The 25,081-nt window shown below is 45.2% G+C and carries 23 protein-coding genes; 8 read left to right on the forward strand and 15 right to left on the reverse strand.

Annotated elements, in window-relative coordinates; genetic code table 11:
* Nucleotides 1-93: 93 nt before the first annotated feature.
* From AC1DP6_RS16955 to AC1DP6_RS16965, 3 genes are read right to left on the reverse strand one after another with little or no spacing between them, the layout of a single operon-like run.
* Nucleotides 94-1,920 (reverse strand): hypothetical protein, encoded by a 1,827-nt coding sequence (locus tag AC1DP6_RS16955; RefSeq protein ID WP_477055889.1) that lies wholly within the window; start codon nucleotides 1,918-1,920, stop codon nucleotides 94-96.
* A 23-nt stretch (nucleotides 1,921-1,943) separates the two neighbouring features.
* Nucleotides 1,944-2,375: a GPW/gp25 family protein gene (locus AC1DP6_RS16960; RefSeq protein ID WP_441574621.1), complete on the reverse strand. Its 432-nt coding sequence runs from the start codon at nucleotides 2,373-2,375 to the stop codon at nucleotides 1,944-1,946.
* 9 nt (nucleotides 2,376-2,384) lie between these two features.
* On the reverse strand, nucleotides 2,385-3,440 hold the full coding sequence (locus AC1DP6_RS16965) for a PKD domain-containing protein (RefSeq protein ID WP_477055890.1): 1,056 nt from the start codon (nucleotides 3,438-3,440) through the stop codon (nucleotides 2,385-2,387).
* A gap of 213 nt (nucleotides 3,441-3,653) precedes the next feature.
* Between AC1DP6_RS16965 and AC1DP6_RS16970 the strand changes: the two genes are divergently transcribed.
* The 5 genes from AC1DP6_RS16970 to tssD all read left to right on the forward strand — a co-directional run bounded on the left by AC1DP6_RS16970 (nucleotide 3,654) and on the right by tssD (nucleotide 7,888).
* A complete protein-coding gene (locus tag AC1DP6_RS16970; RefSeq protein ID WP_477055891.1) occupies nucleotides 3,654-4,616 on the forward strand; it encodes a hypothetical protein in 963 nt (320 codons plus the stop codon).
* 107 nt (nucleotides 4,617-4,723) lie between these two features.
* Nucleotides 4,724-5,578: a TssN family type VI secretion system protein gene (locus AC1DP6_RS16975; protein WP_477055892.1), complete on the forward strand. Its 855-nt coding sequence runs from the start codon at nucleotides 4,724-4,726 to the stop codon at nucleotides 5,576-5,578.
* A 10-nt stretch (nucleotides 5,579-5,588) separates the two neighbouring features.
* On the forward strand, nucleotides 5,589-6,764 hold the full coding sequence (locus tag AC1DP6_RS16980) for a hypothetical protein (RefSeq protein ID WP_441574617.1): 1,176 nt from the start codon (nucleotides 5,589-5,591) through the stop codon (nucleotides 6,762-6,764).
* A gap of 59 nt (nucleotides 6,765-6,823) precedes the next feature.
* Nucleotides 6,824-7,348, forward strand: coding sequence for a type VI secretion system TssO (gene tssO / locus AC1DP6_RS16985; RefSeq protein ID WP_477025904.1), 525 nt, complete (start codon nucleotides 6,824-6,826; stop codon nucleotides 7,346-7,348).
* Between the two features lie 153 nt (nucleotides 7,349-7,501).
* Nucleotides 7,502-7,888 (forward strand): type VI secretion system tube protein TssD, encoded by a 387-nt coding sequence (gene tssD, locus AC1DP6_RS16990; RefSeq protein WP_441574615.1) that lies wholly within the window; start codon nucleotides 7,502-7,504, stop codon nucleotides 7,886-7,888.
* Nucleotides 7,889-7,980: 92 nt separating this feature from the next.
* Here the strand turns inward: tssD and AC1DP6_RS16995 are convergent, their stop codons facing one another.
* The 6 genes from AC1DP6_RS16995 to AC1DP6_RS17020 form a co-directional block, all read right to left on the reverse strand.
* On the reverse strand, nucleotides 7,981-8,448 hold the full coding sequence (locus tag AC1DP6_RS16995) for an ankyrin repeat domain-containing protein (protein WP_477055893.1): 468 nt from the start codon (nucleotides 8,446-8,448) through the stop codon (nucleotides 7,981-7,983).
* A gap of 111 nt (nucleotides 8,449-8,559) precedes the next feature.
* Entirely contained in the window at nucleotides 8,560-9,318 is a 759-nt protein-coding gene (locus AC1DP6_RS17000; protein ID WP_477055894.1) for an MBL fold metallo-hydrolase, read from the reverse strand.
* 34 nt (nucleotides 9,319-9,352) lie between these two features.
* Nucleotides 9,353-9,799 (reverse strand): DoxX family protein, encoded by a 447-nt coding sequence (locus AC1DP6_RS17005; RefSeq protein ID WP_477055895.1) that lies wholly within the window; start codon nucleotides 9,797-9,799, stop codon nucleotides 9,353-9,355.
* 63 nt (nucleotides 9,800-9,862) lie between these two features.
* Nucleotides 9,863-10,447: a Crp/Fnr family transcriptional regulator gene (locus AC1DP6_RS17010; RefSeq protein ID WP_477055896.1), complete on the reverse strand. Its 585-nt coding sequence runs from the start codon at nucleotides 10,445-10,447 to the stop codon at nucleotides 9,863-9,865.
* A complete protein-coding gene (gene coaA / locus AC1DP6_RS17015) occupies nucleotides 10,447-11,403 on the reverse strand; it encodes a type I pantothenate kinase (protein ID WP_477055897.1) in 957 nt (318 codons plus the stop codon). The genes AC1DP6_RS17010 and coaA overlap by 1 nt, the downstream gene beginning before the upstream one ends.
* A 117-nt stretch (nucleotides 11,404-11,520) precedes the next feature.
* The gene (locus AC1DP6_RS17020; protein ID WP_477055898.1) at nucleotides 11,521-12,876 is read right to left on the reverse strand and encodes an NAD-dependent succinate-semialdehyde dehydrogenase; all 1,356 of its coding nucleotides are present in this window, start codon (nucleotides 12,874-12,876) and stop codon (nucleotides 11,521-11,523) included.
* A gap of 108 nt (nucleotides 12,877-12,984) precedes the next feature.
* Between AC1DP6_RS17020 and AC1DP6_RS17025 the strand changes: the two genes are divergently transcribed.
* Entirely contained in the window at nucleotides 12,985-14,160 is a 1,176-nt protein-coding gene (locus tag AC1DP6_RS17025) for an MFS transporter (RefSeq protein WP_477055899.1), read from the forward strand.
* Here AC1DP6_RS17025 and AC1DP6_RS17030 read toward each other — a convergent pair.
* The 4 genes from AC1DP6_RS17030 to pfkA all read right to left on the reverse strand — a co-directional run bounded on the left by AC1DP6_RS17030 (nucleotide 14,150) and on the right by pfkA (nucleotide 18,936).
* On the reverse strand, nucleotides 14,150-15,556 hold the full coding sequence (locus AC1DP6_RS17030) for an MFS transporter (protein ID WP_477055900.1): 1,407 nt from the start codon (nucleotides 15,554-15,556) through the stop codon (nucleotides 14,150-14,152). The genes AC1DP6_RS17025 and AC1DP6_RS17030 overlap by 11 nt on opposite strands.
* Nucleotides 15,557-15,632: 76 nt before the next feature.
* The gene (locus tag AC1DP6_RS17035) at nucleotides 15,633-16,202 is read right to left on the reverse strand and encodes a TetR/AcrR family transcriptional regulator (protein ID WP_477055901.1); all 570 of its coding nucleotides are present in this window, start codon (nucleotides 16,200-16,202) and stop codon (nucleotides 15,633-15,635) included.
* Nucleotides 16,203-16,455: 253 nt separating this feature from the next.
* A complete protein-coding gene (pyk, locus tag AC1DP6_RS17040) occupies nucleotides 16,456-17,943 on the reverse strand; it encodes a pyruvate kinase (RefSeq protein WP_477055902.1) in 1,488 nt (495 codons plus the stop codon).
* Nucleotides 17,944-17,955: 12 nt separating this feature from the next.
* Nucleotides 17,956-18,936, reverse strand: a complete 981-nt coding sequence (gene pfkA, locus AC1DP6_RS17045; protein ID WP_477055903.1) for a 6-phosphofructokinase — start codon at nucleotides 18,934-18,936, stop codon at nucleotides 17,956-17,958.
* 138 nt (nucleotides 18,937-19,074) lie between these two features.
* Between pfkA and AC1DP6_RS17050 the strand changes: the two genes are divergently transcribed.
* Nucleotides 19,075-21,198 (forward strand): prolyl oligopeptidase family serine peptidase, encoded by a 2,124-nt coding sequence (locus AC1DP6_RS17050; RefSeq protein WP_477055904.1) that lies wholly within the window; start codon nucleotides 19,075-19,077, stop codon nucleotides 21,196-21,198.
* 158 nt (nucleotides 21,199-21,356) lie between these two features.
* Nucleotides 21,357-22,259, forward strand: coding sequence for an SDR family oxidoreductase (locus AC1DP6_RS17055; protein ID WP_477055905.1), 903 nt, complete (start codon nucleotides 21,357-21,359; stop codon nucleotides 22,257-22,259).
* Nucleotides 22,260-22,262: 3 nt separating this feature from the next.
* Here the strand turns inward: AC1DP6_RS17055 and AC1DP6_RS17060 are convergent, their stop codons facing one another.
* Nucleotides 22,263-23,201 carry an HU domain-containing protein gene (locus AC1DP6_RS17060; protein WP_477055906.1) on the reverse strand — a complete coding sequence of 313 codons (939 nt, stop codon included), beginning with the start codon at nucleotides 23,199-23,201 and terminating at the stop codon, nucleotides 22,263-22,265.
* A gap of 226 nt (nucleotides 23,202-23,427) precedes the next feature.
* On the reverse strand, nucleotides 23,428-25,077 hold the full coding sequence (locus AC1DP6_RS17065) for a hypothetical protein (protein WP_477055907.1): 1,650 nt from the start codon (nucleotides 25,075-25,077) through the stop codon (nucleotides 23,428-23,430).
* Nucleotides 25,078-25,081 lie beyond the last annotated feature (4 nt).

Genomic DNA, 25,081 nt, shown 5'->3' on the forward strand with positions numbered 1-25,081 from the left:
AAAATAATACTGGTTGTCGGCGCCTCGCCGGCGAAGCATATGCAGATACCGTCATTTATCAGCGGATGCTGATGAATGACGGTTAAAGAAATATTATACCAGCGCCTCATTTACAAATACCCGGTAGGGAAATGTATTACTGGATTTCTCTTCCAGCTGTAACAGCAACTCCTCTTTCATATAATGAAGATTGGCAACAGGATAACGTTCCGTAGCCTGATGCAGGGTGATACGGATATCCAGTGTACGGCTATAGCTGGCGCCGCTACCTGGTTGCAGGGCAATGCCTTTGGCTACAACAGCTGCCTTCATCTCTTTTCCAAAGATAGTTTTGCAGAGTGCTTTGATATCTTCCGGTGTTACAATACGGTTATGAGATAACAAATGCGAGCGGTACAAATTTATCTTTTCATCAATATTCAGCCGGTCTTTTCCTCCCTGTGTATTGGTGAGTAAAGTAATACTGTTGGGGCGGGTGTTGATGCTGCCATATTCCAGCAGCCGTGTACCCATACGGATGTTATTGGCTGCGGTGCCGTTGGTGGAATAAAATTCTATGAAGATATATTCTGCATTTTCTTTAGGCTTCACCATCACGTAGGGGATATTCCCTTTGTTGGCGCCCGGTTGCAATTGCTCCTCCAGAGACGCAATCAGTTGATGCAGTTCCCGCATCCGGTTAGTCACATAGTCATTCTTCACTTCTTCAAACAGGGAACTTTCATCCCGGATCACTTCCACCAGGTAGGCGATTACTTCTTTGGCTTCACGGGTATCGAACCGGCCGATACCGCTGCTGCGGATCACCAGTTCGCCTTCCTGCATTTGTCCGGCGGTGGAGAAGTTACGTACATAGTAATCGGTGCCTTCCAGGTCATATACCCGTTTGATATCAAAAAAGATATCGGGTGTTTGCATGGGGATGATATTCAGATAACGATTCAGCTTCATCGACTGCTCGTTATTTTTTTTGTTGATCACCGGGAAGCAGTTAATGCTGCAGTACAAATCTTCCAGCAATGTGTGATGCAATGCTTCGGGAAATTCAATACGCAGCCATTGCACGTCTTTGTTGATCCGGTTGCTGTCAGTGCCGAAAATGCGGAGCAGTGTTTCCGGAATGCCAGGACTGTTGGCATTAGGGGCATCAGTGACGGTGAGGAAATGACGGCGGAAACGGTGCAGTATATGCTGACTGTAACGTGCATTGTTATTCACGGCTACCTGGATCATGCTGTCTACTTCTTCTTCTGCTGCACTGCGGCTATGATGGTACCCGGCTTTTATGGAGATCTCTTTATTGTTAATAAATACCCTCGCCAGTGGCAGGTAATGGTAAAACATTTCTTGTTGGTGCACATTGCGGAGGTCAAAGAAAAACGACATGCCTTCCCAGGAATGTGCTACATCTTCCATAGACAGGCCTATCCATAAATGATTGGGGGCCATGTCGGGAAAGGTTTGTCCCTGCAGTATCTGTTCCTTGAACCAGTTGTCACGTGTTTCATAAAGCTTGTTGCCAATAGCAAGGTATTGGACCTGGCCGCGGAAAAGACGATGGCTGGTGACAGGAGAAAAGAAAAGATCGCGGCTATGTGTACCTGTTTTGGTGTGATGATAGAACTGATGATCGGCGTGAATATCTGCTACAGGTTCGGTGGCCAGGGCATGCAGGATACCATAGGCAGGCTGACTGCTGGTGATGGGCTCCGGCATCATGATCTGAGCCAGTCTTTCCACCAGTCGCGCATGTGAAACATCCACTTCGCCGGAAATTTTTTCCAGCTCACTGGCGCAGGCTTCCAGCAGGAGTTGTACTACCGGGTCAAAGGAGGTTTCCACTTCCGCATCCGGGTATCCCCAGAGGCGGGCGGCGGTTTTCAGCATCCTGTCTTTTATGCGTTCTTTTTTTTCTTTCATGGGTGGTGTTAATAAACAAATGATCAATCATACGACAACGGGCTGATGTAGAAGAAACTGCTGTATTGGAACGGGTTATTGTTTTTGGCGATGGTTCCTGATACCGTGACGCGGATTTTCTTCTTCATCTTGCGGGTAGCCGGCAGTAACAGTTCTTCCTGGTTTACAGCGGCCACGACCCTTATCTGTGCTATTCTTTTTTCATAGCGAACAATAGATGTTTTGACGGCGCTTTCTATCTGCTCTTTTACTTCATTGTTGGAGGCTTTGATATCAAAGTCGCTGTCCCACCACTGGCAGCCATACTGGGCATCATCTTTATTTTCCCCCAGTACGGTGGTGATGAGCAGATGGATATGTTGCTCTATCGACTCTTCCAGTGCAATGGCCGGCATATCTTTTTTTTGCAGCAACTGAGAAAAGTCTATGGGTAGTTTATAATATTTTCCTTTCATGATAGCAGCTTAAAATATGCCCAACACTTTTTTACGGTCATACATGATCAGGATCTCATTTACGCACCCATTTGGTGTTTTGGTGAGATTAACCCTTTCTATTTTGAATTTTTTCTTGCCATAAATGCGGGAGCAGAAATGTGTGAAATTATCTACATCATTCGCATTCAGTACCACTCTGGCGTTGAGATTATTACAGAGATACTGGGAGAAGTCTGCAGCTGTTTTCTGTTTCAGCGTTACCTGGATGAGGAGGTATTTAAATTCCTCGTCAGAAATAGATGGCTTCTTTTCAGGTACCGGTACCGGGGCGGGCGCAGGCGCTGGTGCCGGATTCAGGTCAATAACGGGTTGAGGTGTTTCCTGACGCTCCACCGGACGGGCCGGGAATACGGTAATGTGTTTGAGCACCATATGGCTGCTGTCGCCATTGATAATAAGTRACAATGTTCTTTCGCCGGGAGAGGAGAAAGTATAGGTAACCGATGAATTGCTATGTATTTCGGCGTTGTCCTGCAGCAGGTGCCAGCTCCATTTGGTGGCAGAGGGTGTTTTGTTGCTGAAGGTGACGGGTCGGCCTGCAAAGGCTTCAGAAGGACCATCAATAACAGGGAATACGTCGGCGTTATTGGTGGTGGCGGCAACGGGGGTATTCATGATGACCAGCACTTCCTTATTCCAACTGCATTTACCGGAGGTCAGTGTCACAATATAGCTGCCTGCTTTATTAAAAGAGTGGTATACCTGTCTGCCGGTGGCTTTAGCGCTGGAGTCACCGAACTCCCAGGTGTAGCTGCCTGTTTTTTTGTCGTGATTCTCCGCATTAAAAGTAATGACTTCACCTACAGAATAAGCTTTACTGTTACTGTTCTGGATATGACTGAGTGCTATATCGGTATTGCTGCAATCTTCCCTGCCGTCCATCTGAAAGGCAAGCAGCGCTGCGCTGATAAGGAACAGACCAAGAAATGTCCAGAGTACCATGGGGTCAACATGACTGGCTATTTTACCAAAAGGTCGGAATGAGTTAACCTTACGTTCATTTTCGGGTTTACGGGGGGCCATCGGTTTTTCAGGTTTTTACAATTTTAATATAAATTTAGACAAATAACCAGAGTTAATTCACGTAAAAAAGATTTTTTCCACGGATCAAAATTTAAGCCATAATAATTAAATCAAACCCCTATTTTTGTTACTGAGTTGTTAGCCCGGAACCATAGATGAAAGATAGTTATGCTAACAGTAATAGCAGGATAAGAAAAACCTAAATAATACCTTATGGTAAACAATGCAGAGAAGGCTGCGGTGCTGGAGGAAGTAATTGATCACGTCAATGCTTTGCCCTATGATGTCAGGGCAGAAGTGGTGGTGGGAGAATTACTGGATAATCATGTGCGGGAGGAAGAAGTGGTGGTACAGATGAAAAATGTATTTACCCGCTCGTTTACCACAGATATTACTCATGTAAAACTGGATGATAGTCAGCCTTATCAGCCTTTTATCAATTTCTCTCTTTCACGGGATGGTATCTATGACCGTTTGCCGCAGGGCATGTTTCATGAGTTTAAGCAGGAGACTTCTTCCCGGCAAAGCGGGGTGACTGAAATGGTGGTCCGTTATAAAAAGCAGCAGCAGCAGCAACAGCAGGCCCGTAAATTTTTCCAGCCCCTGGAGAATGAATTTTTTCTGCAACGGGTATACCTGGAACAGCGGGAAAAGCATTTGTTGTTTGATGTATTTGGTAAAGATGCAGACCAGCTATTCCATGCGTTCTGGGAACTGCCGGCAGGTCTTCCTGCGGCGGCAGCCAACAGACTGGTGAAGCTGTTGCCTTATATGCATCATATTGCGGGTAATATGTCGCTGGTGAAATTATGCCTGGAGCAGGTATTGGAAGAAACCGTTGATATTTCCTGGAACCGCGAACCACAGCTGGTAACAACCGGTAGCGGCATTCCCCTGGGAGAATGTTTGCTGGGTGTAGATGCCATGGTAGGCACGCAGTGTTATACAGATATGCCCGTGTTAACGGTCAGCATCGGTCCGGTTAAACGCCAACGTATATACGATTATCTTCCCTGGCAGCCATTTGGCAAATTGCTGGAAACCTGTTATGGCTATTTTTTGCCGGCAGATGTGGAAATTAACACGTTACTGTTGCCGCCTCCGGGAGATAAGAGGGTAGTGATGTCGGATAAGCAACCTGATCAGGGTATCATGGGATATAATTTTTATCTCTGATAGCAGGCTGTTGTTTATTATGGAATTATTTTTGCTGTTACCGGGCATCTGAAAAACCAAAGAAATGTTAGTACCCAAACCCGAAAAACCTTGACATCAACAGAACTATGAGATACACTGCTAAGTTTTATTTTATGCTGGCCGGCGTACTGGCCGTAGGATCTTTCATAGTGGCTTTGCTCAGCAGATACATTAAAAATTTCAGCCTTTATAAAAAGAAAGCACTGTTGTATTTAGTGTGTATGACGCTGGTATTTGCCGTTATCAGTTCCATCCCTTTCCTGTTTACCCATCAAAACCTGATGAACCAGTATTTTTTCTATGAAGTATGGTTTCTGGGCCTGGGTGTAGTGCATTGCCATTTCATGTATACCCGTTTCTGGGCCAATGAAACAACACTGGTATCCGAACTGGCTTTTATATTGGCCATCTGGCTGTTTGGCGGCGTAGGCTTTGTGCTGGTCAACCGTTTCCTGGATAAGGATACCTTTTTGTATTATCCTATGCTTACCAGTATGTTTTCCTTTGTGTTGCCCACATTTGTTTATAAAACTTTTGAGAAGATGATGGCCATTCCGGTGAAGGTGCATAAGTGGTGGCAATATCCGATGTATAAAGACATGCCGGAGGTAAATGAAGATGAGATGAAAGACCTGATCGTTATTGGCCTGGAAATGGAGAAGGGACCACTGGATAATAGTCGTACCTACTTCAGGKCACGTACCCCGATTAAAATGGATCTGGGTGATTTGTTCTACCATTTTATAAATGACTATAACGACCGTTATCCCAATACCCCCATTGATTTTGTAGATAACACCGGACAGCCCTATGGTTGGGTATTTCACCTGAAGCCACGTTGGTTTGGGGGAGCTAAAACACTGGACCCGCACAAGGCGGTGTTTATGAATGGTATCAAAGAAAACAGTGTGATTATTTGCAACAGAATTATGTTATCCTAAAAGCAGCATTATGGCAGAACCGCTAAAGCATTTTCCCGTTAACTGGGTCGATGGCATGAAGATAAAGAAGCAGCATTTTATTGATACCGAAAATGCGCTGCTGGATCAGATCAGGGATGCACTTTCCTGCAGCATACATGCGCTCAACTATGGCCTGCTACCTCCCAAAGCAGAAAATAAAGAATCCCTGCGTTGCTGGTTTATCAGTGATAATCAACAGCAGTGGCGTATTAAATTAACAGAGTGTCGGGCAGTAACTCCCGGTGGTGGCAGAATAGAAGTACCGGAGCATACCGTACACTCGCTGAAATATGCCACTACTTTTCCGGAAGCTACTTATACCTGGGATCCGCAGCATACAGAAAGTACCTATTATGTGATCATACAGGTGAACCCGTTTAACCGGCAACCCAGTGGCGAGCCTTTGTTGGATGAAGATCCGCCAAGACTGCCTTATGCTACCCCGGAATATAGTTTGTATGTAGCACCCGCTTCTCAGTTGCCATCCGGGCAGCTGGGTAGCTACCAGATGGTGCTGGCCCGCATTAGTGTGGCGGATGGCCGTCCGCAGATGGATGATGATTACATCCCTCCATGTAGCATTGTGAGCGCGCATCCTGCTTTAATAGATCTCCACCATGAGCTGGATCAGTTCCTGGGACAAATGGAACTCTATGGCGTACACATCGTGCAAAAAATTTACGGCAGAAATCAGAATAATGACCTGGCACTGGTGGTATTGTATATCACCGAAAAAATGGTTCAGTTCCTTGGCACCCGCATCACCCAATTCAGATGGCTGGCCCTGAATCAGGCACCTGCACAGATGCTGGAAATTATTGCCGGCCTCGCCCGTACCATGAAAAACGCTATTGACCAACGCGCCGGCGCGGGGAAAGAAGAATTACTCAACTACTTATCTGAATGGTGTGAACTACGGCAGGGTGAGCTGGAAAACCTGATGATCAACTGTGCGAATATCCGTTATAAACACCTCGATATAAGAGAGTGTCTGCAACCCATGATTCCTTTTGTACGGGCCGTGAATAAACTGTTTGAAAGCCTGAGCAGACTGGATTATATCGGACGCAAGCAGGACAGCAATATTTTTGTGAAAGAAGAATCAGCCGAAGATGCCGAATACCTGCGTAAGCATAAAACCAAGCGTTGGTTTTTTACCGACTAGAAAATGAAACAACATATTTCGTATCCCGATAAATTCAATCAAAAAAATCATTTCGTAGTATGCAAGTATTAAACAGGCAGGAAAGAAGTATTTCCTTTATATGGTTCCTGTTATTTTTTATCATAACAGTCGCCTTGTTTGTGTTAGCCGTATTCTTTAATTACCAGGTACCTGCCAGGGAAAATGCTTCCCTGCGTAAAGAACTGAGTTCATTCAGACAGGAACAGGCCTTCCAGACAGAGTTCCTGCAGAAGCTGGAAAAGGTAAAACATAACCTCGATTCCATTAATCTTCCTAATCAGAACGCTAATTATATGGATCAGGTAATAGCCGCTTCCCTGGCTGATATGCGTAATTCCATTCCCAAAGATGCCGTAACGCATTATGGACTTTATGATAATATTGTGCAGAACTGCTTGTCACTGCAACAAACCAAGCAACAACTGCGTGAATTACAAAATGCGCAGCAAAGTATTGCAGACCTGAAAATGCAAGTGGCGGACCTGAATGCGAAGGTAGAAAGCAAGAGCAGGGATCTTGATAACTGCAGACAAATGATGTTGCTGAACAGTCGTTCACACTAACTTTGATGGCTATATTGACGATAGATATTGGAATTAAAATTATTTGTTAGGACTCTTGACTATTGAAAAATTTCATCCTATATTTGGGACTTATAAATACATAAATAAATCCTAATTATTTTTTCTTTATTGTAACCTTAAAAATTAACCCACATGTCCTTCAAGGCAAAATTCACAGCAGGCGGTGAAGAGTACAATGTACAGCATGTCGCCTACGATCTCACACAGGAAACAGATGCTACAGGACGCCCATCGGCAATTACCCGTGGCGGACGTATTAAGCTGACGGTAGAATCTACCGGAAAAACAGAACTCTTTGAGTGGATGGTAAACAACTTTGAACGCAAAGATGGTTCCATCACCTTCTACAAAAGAGACACTGATTCCAAACTGAAAACTTTGGAATTTAAAGAAGGTTACCTGGTTAAGTTTGAAGAGTCTTTCGACTACGAAAACAAAAACCCAATGGTCATCTCCTTTACCATTTCAGCCCGTGAAGTTAGCATGGGCAACGCAAAACATGTTAATGAATGGGTGTAATAACTCCCGACATTATTATGCAAAAGGGGCTGTCTCATTTTCAGAGACAGCCCCTTTTTTTGAATTATTATGCCTGTGCCGTTTTTAAACGGTTAGATATCTGTTAATGAAATTCCATAAAATTCAAGCATCGATCTGCCATCCCTGGTTTTGATGTCAGTATTTGCCCCGTGATCAATTAATAATTTTATCATTTCGAGGTATCCTTCCCGTTTGTCGCTTATAGCGTATGCCAAAGGCGTATTTCCGGACTGATCAGTTATATCTATTGGTGCGCCGGCATCGATCAGGGTTTCCGCGATATCAATAAATTTATACAGGGCAGCATAGTGAAGCGCTGTCATCCCTCTTCGATCAGCCTTGTTTACATCGACATGATGGGCTATTAGAAAATCGATTATGGCCTTTTTGTTTTCAATCACAGCTCGTTGAAGGATCGGGCTACCATCCCGGGCATCGACTGAATTTACGTCGGCGCCATCGGTCACCAGCGTTTTCATTGCTTCAAAATCATCGAGTATAAAAACCTCCTGCATTTTTTTGCGAAATTTCTCACTCATGATGAAAGCATTTTGTTTTCGAAGAAATATATTTGACCAGCATTTTTTTAAAGTTTCATGATGGCAGACAAACAAATAGTTTTGGATCTAACAGCAGTAGTCATACCTTTCCTACTCTGGACTAATCCACTCGCCTTGTTCCGGAATAAGTGCTGACAAGCCTGCAGCGCTAACTTCTGCTCTCAATACTTCCCGGCTCAGAAAACAATGATTGATGGCGCCCATATGTACCGCCATCACTTTGCTCTGTGCAGGATGCTGAATGGTTTTAATCACATCAGTCGCAGTCATGGTAATAGGATCTCCCTGCAGGAATTGTGCAGCGCCGGCATTTACAACTACATAATCCGGTTGGAAAGTATCCATCGCGGTATTCACTTCTTCACACCAGATGGTATCTCCGGCAATATATAAAGTGGTGTGTTCGTCCTGTAACACAAAGCCGGACACGGGCGCCATCATCTTACCGATTTCTCCGGTGCCATGTTGTCCGCCGGTACGGCTGATAGTGGTATTTTCCCAGTTAACGGACGTATGAACAGGTATTACCTGTGTGAAACCTTGTTCTGCCAATGCCGTTACATCTTCCGGCTGACAGAATACCGGCAGTTGTTTCGGTAAAATGGTCTGTGCAGTAACATCCCAGTGATCCCTGTGGCGATGGGTGACAAGGATCGCGTCTAAAGAAGACAGCAGTTGTTTCAGTTCGGATTCATTCATAGGAAGTTCCGTCATGGGGTTGCGGATGGTGTTTGCCGCATTGGGAACGGTATCCATACTGTCTTTCGCGCCTAGCATAGGGTCTACCAGTATCCGCTTGTTATTCCATTCTAATAGCAATGTAGCATTGCGTAAAAATTGTATGCGCATGGTGTAGCAAATTTTGAAGAATGGAATAAAGTTATTAATTAATTGCCCACCATATCCATAAAATGTAGAGTGGCTGAAATGCTAACCGGCTCCAGGTATACCAGGGTTTGGCAGGTAGTCCGCCGGGAGCAGGTAATTGTTGTACCGCCACGCGGATATTAGCGGGAAACATGCCCACCAGCAGTATCATTAATCCCCAGCCGGCATAGTATTGTGTGGCAGGAAATAATAAACCTGCTCCCAGCAGCATTTCCAGTATGCCGGTAAACAAGATTAGAAAACGGGGGAAGGGAAACCATCCTTCAATCATATAAATGAGTTTGCCGGGCTTCAGCAAATGGAAGAAGCCGATCATCAGAAACATAACGGCAGCGGATATACGTGCATCGAATGACAGCAGCTGCAACGCCGAAACAGAAAAGATATAGCCAATAGCCAGCAGCAAAAGAGCGATACTGCATAAACCGGAAAAGAATGCCATGTGTGTATTTTTTAGAATACAAATGTCATCATCTTCTTCCCAAATGACACTAACAAATGTTAGTTAATCCGGTGTACTCATATTTTTACGGATGCGACTAAGACTTTCCGGCTCGATGCCCAGATAGGAAGCAATTTGTTTAATAGATATGTGCTGTACTACTTCCGGATGTTCCTGCAGTAGCCGCGCATATCTTTCCTGGGCAGTAAACTGAAGGAAGGACAGCTCCCGGTTGTATTTGCTCAGGTATTGGTATTCTGCCATAAGACGACCGATCCGCTCAGATTGATGAGAGCTGGCATATAAGTGGTGCAGGTCATGATAATGAAAGGCGTAGCCGGTTACCGGTGTAATAGCCTGCAAATTTACCGCAGCCGGCTGCCTCGTAATGAAAGAGGCATAAGAAGTGGTAAAAGCGCCGGGAAAGGCAAAATCCATACTGATATCCTTGCCTTCATGAACGGTGTATACTCTGACAATACCCGTTTCAATAAAGAAAACGGCGTTGGCGGTTTTTCCGGCTTCTGAAAGATAATCTCCAGCGAGGAAAGAGACGGGCTGCAGGATAGCCTCAAATTGTTCCCAATGAACCATGGGTTCTTTTAGCAATGCCTGCAGCTGCTCACGAATCTTAGTGGTACCTGACATTAAGTTTTTCTCAGTTGAATGGACTGAACAAAATGATGATGTCCTTTTTCCAGGATGAGGCTTGCGCGGTAGCGGGTAGGCGCAATATTTTGTTCCAGGTTAGGTTTGTTGATATCATCCCATATCTGAGTGGCTAATTCCACTGTGGCGGTATCAGAGAGATGAGCATACCGGTGGAAAAAAGATTCGGGATTCTGAAAGGCGGTCATACGGAGCGATTCAAAGCGGGCGATGTACCATTTGCGGATATCTTTTTCTGCGGCATCCACATAAATACTAAAGTCGAAGAAGTCGGATACGAAAACGGCAGGATCTTTCTGCTGTTGGCGATGACGTACCTGCAACACATTCACGCCCTCTACAATCACAATATCAGGCTGTTCTATCCACTGTAACTGCCCGGGTAATACATCGTACTCAAGATGGGAGTATAAGGGCGCTGCTACCTTTTCTTTGCCTGATTTTACATCTGCCAGAAAATGGATCAGTCTTTTGATATCATAGCTTTCGGGAAAGCCCTTGCGGGTCATGATATTATTGGCATCCAACACTTTGTTGGGATATAGAAAACCATCTGTGGTGACCAGGTCTACTCTTGGATGGTTAGGCCATGCCTGCAAGAGTTTCTGCAATACTCTGGCGGTGGTACTTTTTCCTACGGCCACGCTTCCGGCAATGCCAATGATGTAAGGTACTTTGTGTACCTGGCTGCTGAGGAAATTACTGGTAGCGTTATGTAACTGTTGTGAAGCGGTTACATATAAATTCAATAGATGTGCGAGTGGAAGATATACCTGGGTAATTTCTTCCTGTGTGAGTGGTTCGTTCATGCCATGCAGCGCTTCCAGGTCATAGTCCTGCATTTGCAGCAAAGCATCACCGCTTCTTTCTGCCCATTCTTTCCGGGAGAAACTAATATAGGGAGTGTAGCGGTCGCGTTTCAGAGAAGTGGTCATTACAGTGCTTTTTAGCTGTTAGCTGTTAGCTTTTAGCTTTTAGAAAATGCAGCGGATATCATCATATGTTTGTCTCCGCTGCATTTTCTAAAAGCTAAAAGCTAATGGCTAACAGCTTTATTGTTGTATATAAACAGTCTTTACGTTCAAAAATTCGTGTGTGCCTTCCAGTGATAGTTCGCGTCCATAGCCCGATTGTTTTACGCCACCAAAGGGCAGGCGTGCATCTGAGCGAACCATGGCATTAATAAATACGTTGCCGCTTTCTATTTGCGTAGCCAGCCGGGCAGCTTTATCCAGGTCGCTGGTCCACAGGGCAGCGCCTAAACCAAATTCTGTTTCATTGGCAAGGGCAATGGCATGGGCTTCGTCAGCGGCTTCTATGATAACGGCCAGTGGCCCGAATGTTTCTTCTTTAAATGCTGTCATCTGATTAGTCACCCCTGTCAGCAGGGTGGGAGCAAAGTTACAGCCTTCATGCGTGCCACCCAACTCCAGTATGGCACCCTGACTGATACTTTCCTGCAGCTGTCTGGCCAGGTCGTCTGCCAGGTCAGGACGAGCCATAGGCCCCATGGTAGTGCTTTCCTGGGTAGGGTCGCCCTGTTTCAGTTCCTCGATAATGCGTTTTACCGCCGTTGTAAAAGCGGGTACAATTTCTTTTTCCACAATCCAGCGTTTGGCGGCAATACAGGATTGCCCCGCGTTTTGCATGCGCCCCTGAACCGCGGTTTTGGCGGCGGCTTCCAGGTCGGCGTCTTTCAATACAATGAAAGGATCGCTGCCGCCCAGTTCCAGCACCGTTTTTTTGATATACTTGCCTGCCAGTGCTGCCACACTTTTACCTGCCGGCGTACTACCGGTGAGGGTAACGCCCTGTACACGGGGATCTGCGATGATAGGTTCTATATCTTTGGAAGATACCAGTACCGACTGGAAAGTGCCGGCCGGAAAATTGCTTTCCGAAAATAATTTTTCTATAGCGAGTGCGCAACCACTTACGTTACTGGCATGTTTCAGTAAGCCGGTATTACCTGCGAGTATATTGGGAATAGCAAAACGGAATACCTGCCAATAAGGGAAATTCCACGGCATAATCGCCAGCACGATACCTTTCGATTCATAAGAAACATAGCTTTTATAGGCATCGGAACGGATGGGTTTATGCTGTAACATTTCGGCTATGTTTTCTGCATAATATTCAGCGGAGGTAGCACACTTTAATACTTCTGCTCTTGCTTCTTTCAGCGTTTTGCCCATTTCCTGCGTAATCAGTGCTGCATGGATATCTACCTGATCCTTCATGGACTGTGCTACCTGCATCATCCACTGCCGGCGTTGCTCCAGCGGCTCTTCCAGTAATTGCTGCCAGGCTTTGTGTCCCAGCTGTAATTTCTGTTCTATCTCTGATGGCGTGTGTGCTGTATATTCAGCAATGGTTTCCTGTGTAAATGGATTGATGCTTGTAAACATACTCTGTAGCTTTTAGTAAATAGTCACACAAATTTACCGTTTTCCACTAAAAGCAAAGTCCTAAAAGCGAATTGCTATCTTTGCATTGCTAAAAAACAAACTGACTTTATGGCGCTCAGCAGATGGAATATATTGATTATGGCCCTTTGTACAGGGTTGATTGTTGCTAATATTTATTATAGCCAGCCTTTGCTGGTGTTGATGAGTGACGAATTCGGTGTGAGTGAAAGCAACGCGGGACAGGTAACTTTTTTTACACAGGTAGGCTATGCGTTGGGGTTGTTATTTTGCGTGCCTTTGGGAGATAAGCTGGAGAGAAAAGGCCAGATAGTAGTAATGACACTGGCAGCTGTGGTAGCGCTGATTGCTGCGGCAAAATCTGTCAATATTACGATGTTGAAAATTACCGGCCTGATGATTGGTTTTACTTCCGTAGTTCCTCAGCTGATATTGCCGCTGGCAGCCAATCTTTCAGATCCTGCCAGTCGTGGTAAAGTGATAGGAACGATCATGAGTGGCTTACTGGTGGGCATATTATTATCGCGTACCCTGAGCGGTGTGGTGGGTCATCACTTTGGCTGGCGCGCCATGTTCTTGATAGCAGCGGGTATCAGCGCACTGCTGGCAGTAATTATGATCACTTCTTTCCCTTCCAGCAAACCTAATTTCAGTGGCACTTACGGTGATCTGATGAAATCATTACTCACACTGATCAAAGAGCAGCCCATGTTAAGGGAGGCTTCTGCCATCAATGCGTGTTGCTTTGCTATGTTCGGCATGTTCTGGACTACTGTGGTATTCCTGTTATCCGGTGCTCCCTTCAAGTATACGAGTGAGCAAATAGGACTCATGGGACTCGCCGCCGCTGCAGGTGCGCTGGGTGCTCCGCTGGTAGGACGGATTGCTGATAAAAAAAATCCACGTATAGCCATTGGGTATGGCATCATTTTTTTATTCCTGGGCTACTTCCTGTTTTATGCATTCCAAACAAATATTATCGGTATTATCATCGGCATCATTGCCATTGATCTTGGTTTACAGGGCATCCATGTATCCAATCAAACCCGTATCTACACCCTGTTGCCGGAAGCAAGGAACCGTTTGAACACGGTGTTTATGACCGCCAGTTTTATTGGTACCTCGCTGGGCTCCGGCATTGGATTGTGGGTATGGTCAGTAGCGCAATGGAATGGTGTATGTATAGCTGGTACTGCTTTAATTACAGTGGCACTGATCATTTATCTGACTACTTATAAAAAAGCAAAAGGAGTGCTCAGCGCTTAACCCGGTTGAGCATCCATATTACAACTAACAGGTAGCCCATCATACAATATAGTGCTACTTTATAAGCCATATAATAGTTACCGGAAGTGCGGGCCAGGTAAAGAAAAATACCACCCAATACACTCACTCCCAAAGCAGAAGCAATTTGCTGAATCGTAGAATATACGCCGCTGGCTGCTCCTGCTTTGGCGGCTGGTATATCCCACATTGCTACCTTCAATAAAGAAGGCATCAGTAAACCGGAACCACTGCCGTATATGATCAAACAGGGAATAATTTCCCAGGGCGTTATCTCATCTCCCCAAAATAATATTAACTGCCCGATAAAAGAGATCATCATCAACAAACAGGCGACCTGTAATAAGCGGATGCGAAAGCGTACTGCATTTTTGATGGACCATAAAGAAGCCAGTAGGTAGGAAATGGTTTGCAGCACGAAATATTTGCCTGCCGTGAAAGGAGATATGTGAAAGCCATTCTGAAAGTAGATAGATACCGTAAAAATATAAGCGGTATTGACCCCAAAGAAAAATAATACACTAATGATGCCGGTGTTAAAACTCCGGATACGAAAGAGTTCCATCGGGACCAGCGGATCACGCTGTTGTTTGCCTAACCTGTATTGATATCCTACAAAAATAACCAGCAGTATTACTGCTGCTATCAACATGCCTATTGTCCATACCGGCCAGCCCAGCTCGGAGCCCTGTATAATAGGGTATATCAGGAGAGATAATGCTAATGTGAGCAAAATGATGCCCGGCACATCAAAGCGGGTGGATTTATTTTGCTCAGATTCCTGCACAAAATAATAAGCAAGTATCATGGCCATGATGCCTACCGGCAGGTTGACCAGGAAGATTAAACGCCAGCCATCTGTAATCAGGTGGGAAGAAATGAAGTATCCACCCAGAAATTGCCCGATGGTAGCACCTGTGCCCAGTGATATCCCGTATAGTCCATATGCCTTGTCCCTGTCTGCCGGCGAATGGAAGTTCAGTTGGATCAGCGTAATGGTTTGCGGTACGGTAAAGGCGGCTGCCATGCCTTGCAACAACCGGGAGATGATGAGCATTTCCATGGAGCTGGCAAAGCCGCACATGGCGGAGGTGATAGTGAATGCGGCCAGTCCGGCAATAAACACTTTTTTCTTGCCGAGGTAATCGCCGGTGCGGCTGCCGGTAATCAGGAATACGGCGTATCCCAGCAAATAAGAAGCTATCACCAGTTCCAGGGCGGCATCCGTGCTGTGAAAATAGGCTTTGATGGCCGGTGCGCTGATGTTAACGATGAAGATGTCTATCACCGTGATCAGTGGTGCCAGCAGGATGACAGCCAGGGAAAGCCATGGATTTACAACTGGCTGAGCTATATATACAGACTGGTCTGTTTTCATATAGATAAAATTTTTGACTTGCTTAGATGATTGTTGAATAATTGTTAATGATGGATCGCCGTTGGAGGGCTCGGCCTTACAAAGTGGTCAGCAGTTTTAGCACCACTTTCTTGGTATTTTCCATTGGCTTAGCGGACTTTTGCGTATATCCCTGCAGGCCGGCGCCTTCGTAAAGGTTCAGCAGCATGTCTGTCATCTCATTTAATTCATCCGCAGGGAATGGATCTTTTATCACCTGTAATTGTTCTGCTATAAATGATCGCAGGCTTTGGGTATGTGTTTGTACCTGGAGGAGCGCATCTTCATTGAGTCCAGGTAATTCATAGGCGATACGAATAAAGGCGCAACCTTTGAATTGATTGCTTTGCATGTGTTGCAGGCGGTATTCATACAGTCCCAACAGCTTTTCCTTGCCTGGTGCCATATCTTCCAGGAATTGTGTTCGCTCTTCCAGTCTGCTGAGCCGGGTTCTCAGCAGGTATTCTGTCAGCAACGCCTCTTTGGAGGGGAAATGCTGATACAGACTGGCTTTGGCGATACCTGCTTCTTCAATGATCTGGTTAATGCCAGTGGCCAGGTAGCCCTGTTGGTAAAACAACTCGCTGGCAGTATTCAAAATTCTTTCTTTGGCGCCCTGTTCTTTCATGAGGCAATATTAGGGATTATTTTACAAACAGACAAGTCTGTATAGTGAATGGCTATTAGCTTTTAGCAGTTAGCTTTTAGTAAATGCAGCGGAGAGGACATATTAGGTTTTATGTGAAAATGCAACGGAGATTAAGTTTGGTACTTAATCTCCGTTGCATTTTTTGCTAAATGGAATTAGCTAACAGCCAATGGCTGTACAAATTATTGTCTTTGCTGCATTTACTAAAAGCTAACTGCTAAAAGCTAATAGCTTAGTCAACCTTCGTAATTTTCAGCATATTTGTTGGTAAGTGTTGTTTCACGGGAGTGCTACCGGTGTTAACGGCTACATCACCTGTTTTAATGAAACCTCTTTCTTTCAGGATGTTGATCTGATCGAAAACGATATCATCGAGACTTTCTTCTTCTTCGTAGTAGAAAGCGCGAACACCCCAGCTGAGGCTCAGCTGATTCACCAGTGATCTTTCTTTGGTGAAGATAAAGAGTGGGCTGCGTGGGCGGTAGCTACTCAGCATAAAGCCGGTGTAGCCGCTCTGGGTCATACCGATGAGGGCATCTGCATCCAGGTCTTCCGCAATTTTACATGCATTGTAGCAGAGTGCATCGCTGAGGAAGGTAGGAGAGTGACGGTGAGGGATCAGGTTACGGTTGTAGATGATCGCTTCTTTTTCCACTTCCTGGATGATTTTGTTCATGGTTTGAATCACCAGTTCAGGGAACATACCGGTAGCTGTTTCACCGCTGAGCATTACTGCATCCGCACCTTCCAGTACAGCGTTGGCAACGTCGGTAATTTCACTACGGTTAGGACGGGTGCGGTCCATCATGCTTTCCATCATTTGTGTAGCAACAATAACAGGTTTTGCACGGTGAATACACTTGCGGATGATGTCTTTCTGGATCATCGGGATCTGCTCTACCGGCAGTTCTACACCGAGGTCACCACGGGCAATCATCACGCCATCACTTTCCCAGATAATTTCTTTCAGGTTCTGGATCGCTTCTGGTTTCTCGATTTTAGAGATCACCTTCATTTTAGAATTGCGTGCTTCCAGACGTTTGCGCAATACAGCGAGATCTTTTACGCTTCTTACGAAAGACAATGCCACCCAGTCACATTCGTGATCAATGATGAATTCCAGATCCACAATATCTTTATCTGTCAGTGCTGGCAGAGATATTTTGGTATCTGGGAGGTTGAAGCCTTTTTTGGAAGACAATACACCTGGTAATGAAACTTCTGCTTTGATTTCGCCGTTGGCAGTGATTTCTTTTACTACTGTTTCAATTTTACCGTCGTCCAGCAAAATTTTCTGGCCAACTTTAAGATCTTTGTACAGGTCGGGATAGGAAACGTAAATTTTTTCCATGTTGCCTACCAGCTTCTCGTTCACGAAAGTGAGGATATCACCTTTCTTCAACGGCAGGGCATTGTTTTCGATTTCACCTACACGGAGCTTCGGGCCCTGTAAATCGGCCAGGATAGCTACGGTGTAAGGTTCGGTTTTGTTGATTTGACGGATATATTCAATGATCCTCGCTTTGTCTTCATGAGATCCATGAGAAAAGTTGAGGCGGAATACGTTAACACCAGCTTTTACCAATGTCAGCAGTCCATCATAGGTATCACACGCTGGCCCTACGGTAGCCACGATTTTTGTTTTGTGCGAAGAGTGTTCTCTACCCGCAGCATTATCCATCTGCTTGTGATAGTATTTCGAAAGATCCTTTGTACTCATAAGTCTAATTTTTTAACTCGCAAGAATTTTAACAATCTTAAACCATTCGGGGTCAATTTCCTGTTTGGCTTTAACAGCTTTATCAAGAGGGGTGTAATGGATCTTGTCGTTGACAACACCAATCATTACATTGTGGATGCCTTCGAGGAGGGCATCTACGGCAGCATAGCCCAGGCGGCTGGCCAGAATACGATCTGTGCAGGTGGGAGCGCCACCACGCTGAATATGCCCAAGGATACTTACCCGGGTATCCAACTGAGGGCACCTTTCTTTAATAATACGACCAACTTCTGTAGCACCGCCGGTTTCATCACCTTCGGCTACTACAATCAGGTTTACCAGTTTTCTGCGGCGTTCGTTCGCCTGCAGCTCTTCGATAATGTCATTTACTTCTGTTTTGCGTTCAGGCAGCAATATGTGCTCCGCACCGGTGGAAATGCCGCTGTGTAATGCAATGTAACCAGCGTCGCGGCCCATTACTTCGATTACAAATAAACGGTCATGCGCATCCGCTGTGTCCCTGATTTTGTCTATCGCTTCTACTGCTGTATTCACAGCTGTGTCAAAACCAATAGTAGAATYAGTCCCTGCAATGTCCTTGTCAATAGTACCAGGCAAGCCTATACACGGAATGTCAAATTCCTGGCTGAACTTTTGCGCACCATTGAACGAGCCGTCTCCACCAATTACTACGAGCCCGTCAATGTTGTGTTTTTTCAGATTTTCGTAAGCCATTTTTCGCCCTTCATATTCATAGAACTCTTTGCACCGGGCGGTCTTCAATATGGTGCCTCCGCGCTGTATGATGTTGGCTACAGATTTGGACTCCATCGGGAAAATTTCGTTCTTCAACATTCCCCTATAGCCGTACATAATGCCATACACATTCAGCTGATGATAAATGCCCGTTCTTACAACTGCACGAACTGCGGCGTTCATGCCAGGAGCATCTCCTCCCGATGTAAGGACTGCAATGTTGTTCAGTTTTTTCATATAAATTGCTAAAAAAATATCTTAAAGGCGCACAAAAATAACATTTTGCAATTGTTTTCTAACTGTTATCTGATGAAATAACCTAAATTTTTAATTTCCATCAAACAAAGTAGCTAAAATTTTCAAAAAATATTACGCATGCCAAAAAATAACAATAGGAGGTGGATCTTTATGAGCGTGAGTTTAATAGCATCACAAGCAATGGGACAACAGCAAACAATCAACTATCCAGACACAAAAAAGGTAGATACAGTAGACGATTATCACGGTACCAAGATAGCAGACCCTTACCGGTGGCTCGAAAACGATCACAGCGAAGAAACACAAGCCTGGGTTGTAGCACAGAACAAGGTTACACAGGACTATCTCTCAAAAATCCCTTTCCGCGCGGAAATCCGGAAGCGACTGGAAGAACTCTGGAATTATCAGAAAAACGGAGGGCCAGTTAAACATGGTAATTATTATTACTATTTTAAGAATGATGGACTACAGAACCAGGCCATCCTTTACCGCACTGCCACTTTAGGAAGTACCCCGGAAATTTTCCTGGACCCCAACAAGCTCTCCGCCGCCGGTACCACCGCATTGGGCAGCATCGCTTTCTCCAAAGACGGCAAACATGCAGCTTACCTGCTCGCCAAAGCAGGATCCGACTGGCAGGAAGGTTTTGTCATGGACGTGGAAACGAAACAACTTCTGTCCGACAAACTGGAATGGGTGAAATTCAGCGGCCTCGCCTGGAAAGGTGATGGCTTCTATTACAGCCGCTACGACAAACCGGACGAACAAAACAAACTATCCGGCAAAAACCAGTTCCAGAAAGTTTACTACCATAAATTAGGAGATACACAGGAAAAGGATGTATTAATATATAAAGACGATGAACATCCCCTGCGTAACGCCACAGTACAGGTAACGGAAGATGAGCGTTTCCTCATCCTCAGTACCTCTGAAGGCACTTCCGGCCGGGAGCTTCGCTACCTGGATACGCAAAATCCCACACAAAAGGATTTTGCCATGCTGGTAAAAGGCTTCGACTACGAACCGGGCGTAATAGATAATGATGGTGACAAGCTGATGGTGCGCACCAATCACAACGCCCCTAATTATAAAGTGGTACTGATTGATCCAGCCAATCCGGCGGAAGCCAACTGGAAAACGATTGTACCGGAAAAGAAAGAAGCACTGCAAGGCGCCGGCACAGGCGGCGGCAATTTATTCCTTTCTTACCTGAAGGATGCTGCTACCAAAGTATATCAGTATGATTACAGCGGTAAACTGGTACATGAAGTAAAACTGCCCGGTATTGGCACCGCTGGCGGATTTGGTGGTAAAGCAGCAGATAAGGAGTTCTTCTATACCTATACTTCTTTCGTTACACCACCTACGGTATATAAATATGATATCTCTACAGGCGCTTCTGCTTTATATGATAAAGCGGATGTGAAATTCAATCCTGCCAGCTACGAAACCAAACAGGTATTCTTTAAAAGTGCAGACGGCGCCAGCGTACCAATGTTCCTTTCCTACAAAAAGGGGATCCGGCTCAATGGTAGCAACCCCGTTTTGATTTATGGATATGGTGGTTTCAATATTCCGCAAACACCGGGCTTCAGCGTATCTAACCTGTATTTTATGGAACAGGGCGGCATTTATGCAGTGGTAGGGCTGCGTGGTGGCAGTGAGTACGGCGAAGCATGGCATAAAGCCGGTATGCTAGATAAGAAGCAGAATGTATTCAATGATTTTATTGGGGCAGCAGAATACCTGATCAAAAGCAAATATACCAACCCTACAAAGATTGCGATTCGCGGTGGTTCAAATGGGGGACTCCTGGTAGGCGCCTGTATGACGCAGCGTCCTGAACTGTTTAAAGTAGCGTTGCCGGCAGTAGGTGTAATGGATATGCTGCGTTTTCAGAAGTTCACGATTGGTTGGGCATGGGCAGTGGAGTATGGCAGCAGTGATCATGCAGATCAGTTTAAATACCTCCTGCAGTATTCACCACTGCATAACCTGAAGCCAGGAACTGCTTATCCGGCTACGCTGATTACTACGGCAGATCACGATGATCGTGTAGTGCCTGCTCACTCCTTTAAGTTTGCAGCCACACTGCAGGCAGATAACGCAGGTCCTAATCCAGCCCTGATCCGTATTGATACACAGGCGGGACATGGTGCAGGTAAACCTACTTCCAAATTGATTGATGAGGCAACGGATATCTGGGCATTTACGATGTATAACCTCGGGATGCATAAATAAAAGAAAGCAAAGGGCTTAAAGTTTAAAGCAAAAAGCTATTGTAGCGACTGATTATAGCGGAAATAATTTCTTGCAGGATCATTCGCTACAATAGCTTTTTGCTTTAAGCTTTCTGCTTTTTTCCTTATCTTTAGAAATAGCGTTTTGAATATGGCTTTATGAAGGTACTTATAACTGGTAGTAACGGATTATTGGGACAACATCTGATCCCGCTTTTTCTGCAAGATGGAAAATATGATGTGATAGCCACGGGCAGAGGCCCGAATCGTTTTCCCCTGCGGGATAACTATACCTATGAGGCGGTAAACCTCCGGGATGCCGGCAGTGTAAAACAGCTGGTGGAAAAGCATCATCCGGATATTATTATCCATGGTGGTGCGATGTCGCAGGTAGATGATTGTGAGAAAAATAAGGATGCTTGCTGGGATACCAACGTAGGCGCTACGCGTTACCTGGTACATGCAGCAGAAAGTATCAACGCCTTCTTCCTTTTCCTGTCTACTGATTTTGTATTCGATGGTTTACAGGGCCCCTACAGTGAAGATGCTACAGTTAATCCTATCAATTATTATGGCACCAGTAAAGTAGCCGCAGAGCGACTGATCATCAACAGCAAGCTGCCGCAGTGGGCGATTGTCCGTACGGTGCTGGTATATGGCGTAGTGGCAGATCCGCATCGCAACAACATGATTACCTGGGTAAAAAATAATTTGCAGCAGGGTAAAAAAGTAAAAGTGGTGGATGATCAGTGGCGTACTCCTACGCTCAGTCATGATCTGGCGCGGGGTTGTTTGTTGATTGCAGATAAAAAAGCTACCGGCTTCTTTAATATCTCCGGTAATGAAATACTCACCCCTTATGATATGGCCATCAAAACGGCCGAATTCTTTAACCTGGATACCTCGCTGGTAGAAAAGATCAGTGCGAAAACATTGGCGCAACCTGCTGCCCGTCCTGCGAAAACAGGATTGCTGATAGATAAGGCGACGAAAGAGCTGGGTTACCAGCCCCGCACGTTTGCGGAGGGGCTGGAGATTGTGGCTGGAGAAATTAAAGTCTGACGACTAGTATTCCAGGTATACATTTTTTCCGAATACACTTCTGATGGTATCGAGTCGCAGCGTTGTATCTGCTGGTAACACATGCAATTCAATCGCAGTGCGGAACAGACTATCTCTTTTGTAGATCACCAATGTTCTCTTCCAGGATGCCTGCTTTTTCTGTGCCAGCACCGCTGCACTACTATCTTTATATGTTTTCACAACAGCAAAATAAGTGTGTACTGCATTTGCAGCGGCCACAGAATCGGCTATTGCCACCTGTTTCAGGGAATCTATAGTTGCCCGTTGTGCAATGGAATCCGTATTAACTGAAGGTGCGGAGTCAGGTGCAGCAGTAGACCCACCAGAAATATACCACCAGGCAGCCAATCCAATTACAATGGCTGCAATAGGAATACCTGCCCACCACCATTTAAATCCACTTTCTTCTGTCACCGCTTCCAGTGTGTCTTCCACTTCTTCTGTCATGATAGGCTCCAGTGCCTGCTTTTGTTCAGGTGGAGGAGGAGGAGGTGGTGTAAAAGAAGCCGGTTTAGTATCTGCACGCTCAATAGGTGTAATGTCTAATGTTGCTTTTTCTATGGGCAGCTCTTCCGCGTGAAAATGGATGTTACCGGCAAAGTCGCCCTGCAACTGTCCAATACCCGGYAACACCAGTGGTGTACCTGATTTCAGGCCCTCTTTCAGTTCTTCCAGGTATTTTTCAAGCTTGCGTTGCGCTACAGCGGGCACCAGGTTTTCTTTCAGGGCAATCCATTCCACGCAGGAACCATCGTCCTGCCATTGCTGGGTAAAGATCACCTGCTCCCGTGGAGCAGTTAACGTTTGTGCCTGGGAGTTATAATGCGCTGGAAAATGTTGTACAGAAAAAGTTCCCAGCTGTGGTACCACACAAACCCGCTGTTTAAACAGCACTTCCTGGATATATTGTTGGAGTATCATGCTTTTAGCTGTTAGCTTTTAGTAAATGCAGCGGAGAGGAACGCAGGATATGGTGCTTTCTGCTGTTTTTGCTAAAAGGGAAGTTAAGAATTTGTCGGCACTTGACCACTTTTAGCTTTTAGCTTTTAGCCATTAGCTTTTAGCTTTTAGCAAATGCAGCGGAGAATATCAAATATTAATCTCCGCTGCATTTGCTAAAAGCTAAAAGCTAATGGCTAAAAGCTGATCAGAACTTAATCAGTACTCCACCTACAATATTGAACCCATAAGTAGGGTATAGGTAGTAGCGCTGGTAGTGCGAATTGAAAATGTTATTTGCATTCACCCAGAGGCCGAAATTCTTGCTGATATCATAGGATGCGCCTGCATTCAGGTCCCATGCACCTTTGGTTTTATTGAAATCTTTGTTGGGAAGCAGGTAATAGCTGCCACTCAGTGCAAAGAGATCTGCATTGAGGTGTAATTTTTTTGCGATGGTATATTGTGCAAACAAATCACCCTGGAATGCCGGCAGGTGCCATGGTTGTACTTCTGTTTCCTGTTTGTTATAGTTGTACCAGTCGAAGCTCACGCGTGCCTGGAATTTTTCTTCTTCTATATAACCTACTTCGGCGTGTACCTGGAAGGCACGCAGCATGGTTTCATTACGGGTGGTGAACTTCTTGGTATCGGCGCTATCGTTTACAAACAGCGGCATATTGTACCAGGTAACGGAAGCAAATTTGGTATTATAGTTAAAATGGCTACCCAAAGTACCTTTGATACCAGTATACTTTTCTTCTACACGGGTATTCAGCATTTCGCCGGGTAAGCCCGCGAGGAAAGGATTTTTGTTGGCCAGGTTACGATAGGAATTCTTTTCGAAATAAGAGATCCATCCACTGCTCAGGATCAGTTTTTTGCGTACCAGGTGTGATTCATTCACGATGTCTGGCAATACATAAAATTTACTGTCGGTCCAGGTAGGATTTACGCCTACATGCAATACAAATCCTGGCTTGATGATATCTACCGCAGGATGAACAGCTACTATATTATTATTGATGGCGCGGTTGTTATCCTGTTTATAGGTAGACAGGTCAAATACACCTTCTACACCTACGTAGATATCTTCAAAAACCTGCTTGCGTATAGGAGCTTTCAGCAGGAAGGTATTCTCAGTGCGCTTGTAGGAATCATTGAACAGAATGAACTTCACCTGGGGCTGAAAAGTAAATGCCCAGTCGTTCTGTGGCCGGTTTTGCATGCCTACGGTGGCAGTCAGCTGGTTAAAGGTTTGTTCTGTATCCTTCTTTTTATAATTGGCGGTATCATGACCATAACCATAATAATGAACGGTATTACGATCGTAGCCAATGCTTCCGTCAAATTTAAATTTAGGCAGCAGGTAAGTGCCGGCGGCCAGCACATTCAGGTTGCTGTAGATCTGATCTGAAATTTCCTTGCCCTGGGAACCGGTATAGTTTACATATAAACCGTAGTTATACATATCCTTTCTGCCACTACCGAAGCCTGCCTGCACATAAGGTGTTTTTAAATTACCATAGCCCAGTTTCACGAAGTTGTTCTGCAGATAGGAGAGAGAGTCTTTCCCCAGCGCCAGTGGTTTCAGTGGCGTGGCCTGGTACATGAAGTTCAGGTTCAGCGCTGGTATCTGGTATTTGAGCGAAGGTCTGCTGGTATCAATTCCCGGCAAAGTCGCCGTGAGATTGAGCTTGTAGGCATCGCGCAGTTTAGGCTGATTGGTGGAAATGATGTCGATCGTTTCCTGTTTCAGCGGTTCCTGAGCGAAGGTCTTTTGTGAAGACAGCAGTCCGGCTGCGCCCAGTGCGGTGATGATGAAAGTACGTTTGTTATATATTGTTTGAATGTTCATGCTT

Source organism: Chitinophaga sp. 01L420 (genome assembly GCF_056399985.1).

What these genes read in the sequence shown, in the direction of transcription:
- AC1DP6_RS16955 (WP_477055889.1), bottom strand. Translation starts at nt 1,920, where the DNA reads ATGAAAGAAAAAAAAGAACGCATAAAAGACAGGATGCTGAAAACCGCC.
- AC1DP6_RS16960 (WP_441574621.1), bottom strand. Translation starts at nt 2,375, where the DNA reads ATGAAAGGAAAATATTATAAACTACCCATAGACTTTTCTCAGTTGCTG.
- AC1DP6_RS16970 (WP_477055891.1), top strand. Translation starts at nt 3,654, where the DNA reads ATGGTAAACAATGCAGAGAAGGCTGCGGTGCTGGAGGAAGTAATTGAT.
- AC1DP6_RS16980 (WP_441574617.1), top strand. Translation starts at nt 5,589, where the DNA reads ATGGCAGAACCGCTAAAGCATTTTCCCGTTAACTGGGTCGATGGCATG.
- tssO (WP_477025904.1), top strand. Translation starts at nt 6,824, where the DNA reads ATGCAAGTATTAAACAGGCAGGAAAGAAGTATTTCCTTTATATGGTTC.
- tssD (WP_441574615.1), top strand. Translation starts at nt 7,502, where the DNA reads ATGTCCTTCAAGGCAAAATTCACAGCAGGCGGTGAAGAGTACAATGTA.
- AC1DP6_RS16995 (WP_477055893.1), bottom strand. Translation starts at nt 8,448, where the DNA reads ATGAGTGAGAAATTTCGCAAAAAAATGCAGGAGGTTTTTATACTCGAT.
- AC1DP6_RS17000 (WP_477055894.1), bottom strand. Translation starts at nt 9,318, where the DNA reads ATGCGCATACAATTTTTACGCAATGCTACATTGCTATTAGAATGGAAT.
- AC1DP6_RS17005 (WP_477055895.1), bottom strand. Translation starts at nt 9,799, where the DNA reads ATGGCATTCTTTTCCGGTTTATGCAGTATCGCTCTTTTGCTGCTGGCT.
- AC1DP6_RS17010 (WP_477055896.1), bottom strand. Translation starts at nt 10,447, where the DNA reads ATGTCAGGTACCACTAAGATTCGTGAGCAGCTGCAGGCATTGCTAAAA.
- coaA (WP_477055897.1), bottom strand. Translation starts at nt 11,403, where the DNA reads ATGACCACTTCTCTGAAACGCGACCGCTACACTCCCTATATTAGTTTC.
- AC1DP6_RS17020 (WP_477055898.1), bottom strand. Translation starts at nt 12,876, where the DNA reads ATGTTTACAAGCATCAATCCATTTACACAGGAAACCATTGCTGAATAT.
- AC1DP6_RS17025 (WP_477055899.1), top strand. Translation starts at nt 12,985, where the DNA reads ATGGCGCTCAGCAGATGGAATATATTGATTATGGCCCTTTGTACAGGG.
- AC1DP6_RS17030 (WP_477055900.1), bottom strand. Translation starts at nt 15,556, where the DNA reads ATGAAAACAGACCAGTCTGTATATATAGCTCAGCCAGTTGTAAATCCA.
- AC1DP6_RS17035 (WP_477055901.1), bottom strand. Translation starts at nt 16,202, where the DNA reads ATGAAAGAACAGGGCGCCAAAGAAAGAATTTTGAATACTGCCAGCGAG.
- pyk (WP_477055902.1), bottom strand. Translation starts at nt 17,943, where the DNA reads ATGAGTACAAAGGATCTTTCGAAATACTATCACAAGCAGATGGATAAT.
- AC1DP6_RS17050 (WP_477055904.1), top strand. Translation starts at nt 19,075, where the DNA reads ATGCCAAAAAATAACAATAGGAGGTGGATCTTTATGAGCGTGAGTTTA.
- AC1DP6_RS17055 (WP_477055905.1), top strand. Translation starts at nt 21,357, where the DNA reads ATGAAGGTACTTATAACTGGTAGTAACGGATTATTGGGACAACATCTG.
- AC1DP6_RS17065 (WP_477055907.1), bottom strand. Translation starts at nt 25,077, where the DNA reads ATGAACATTCAAACAATATATAACAAACGTACTTTCATCATCACCGCA.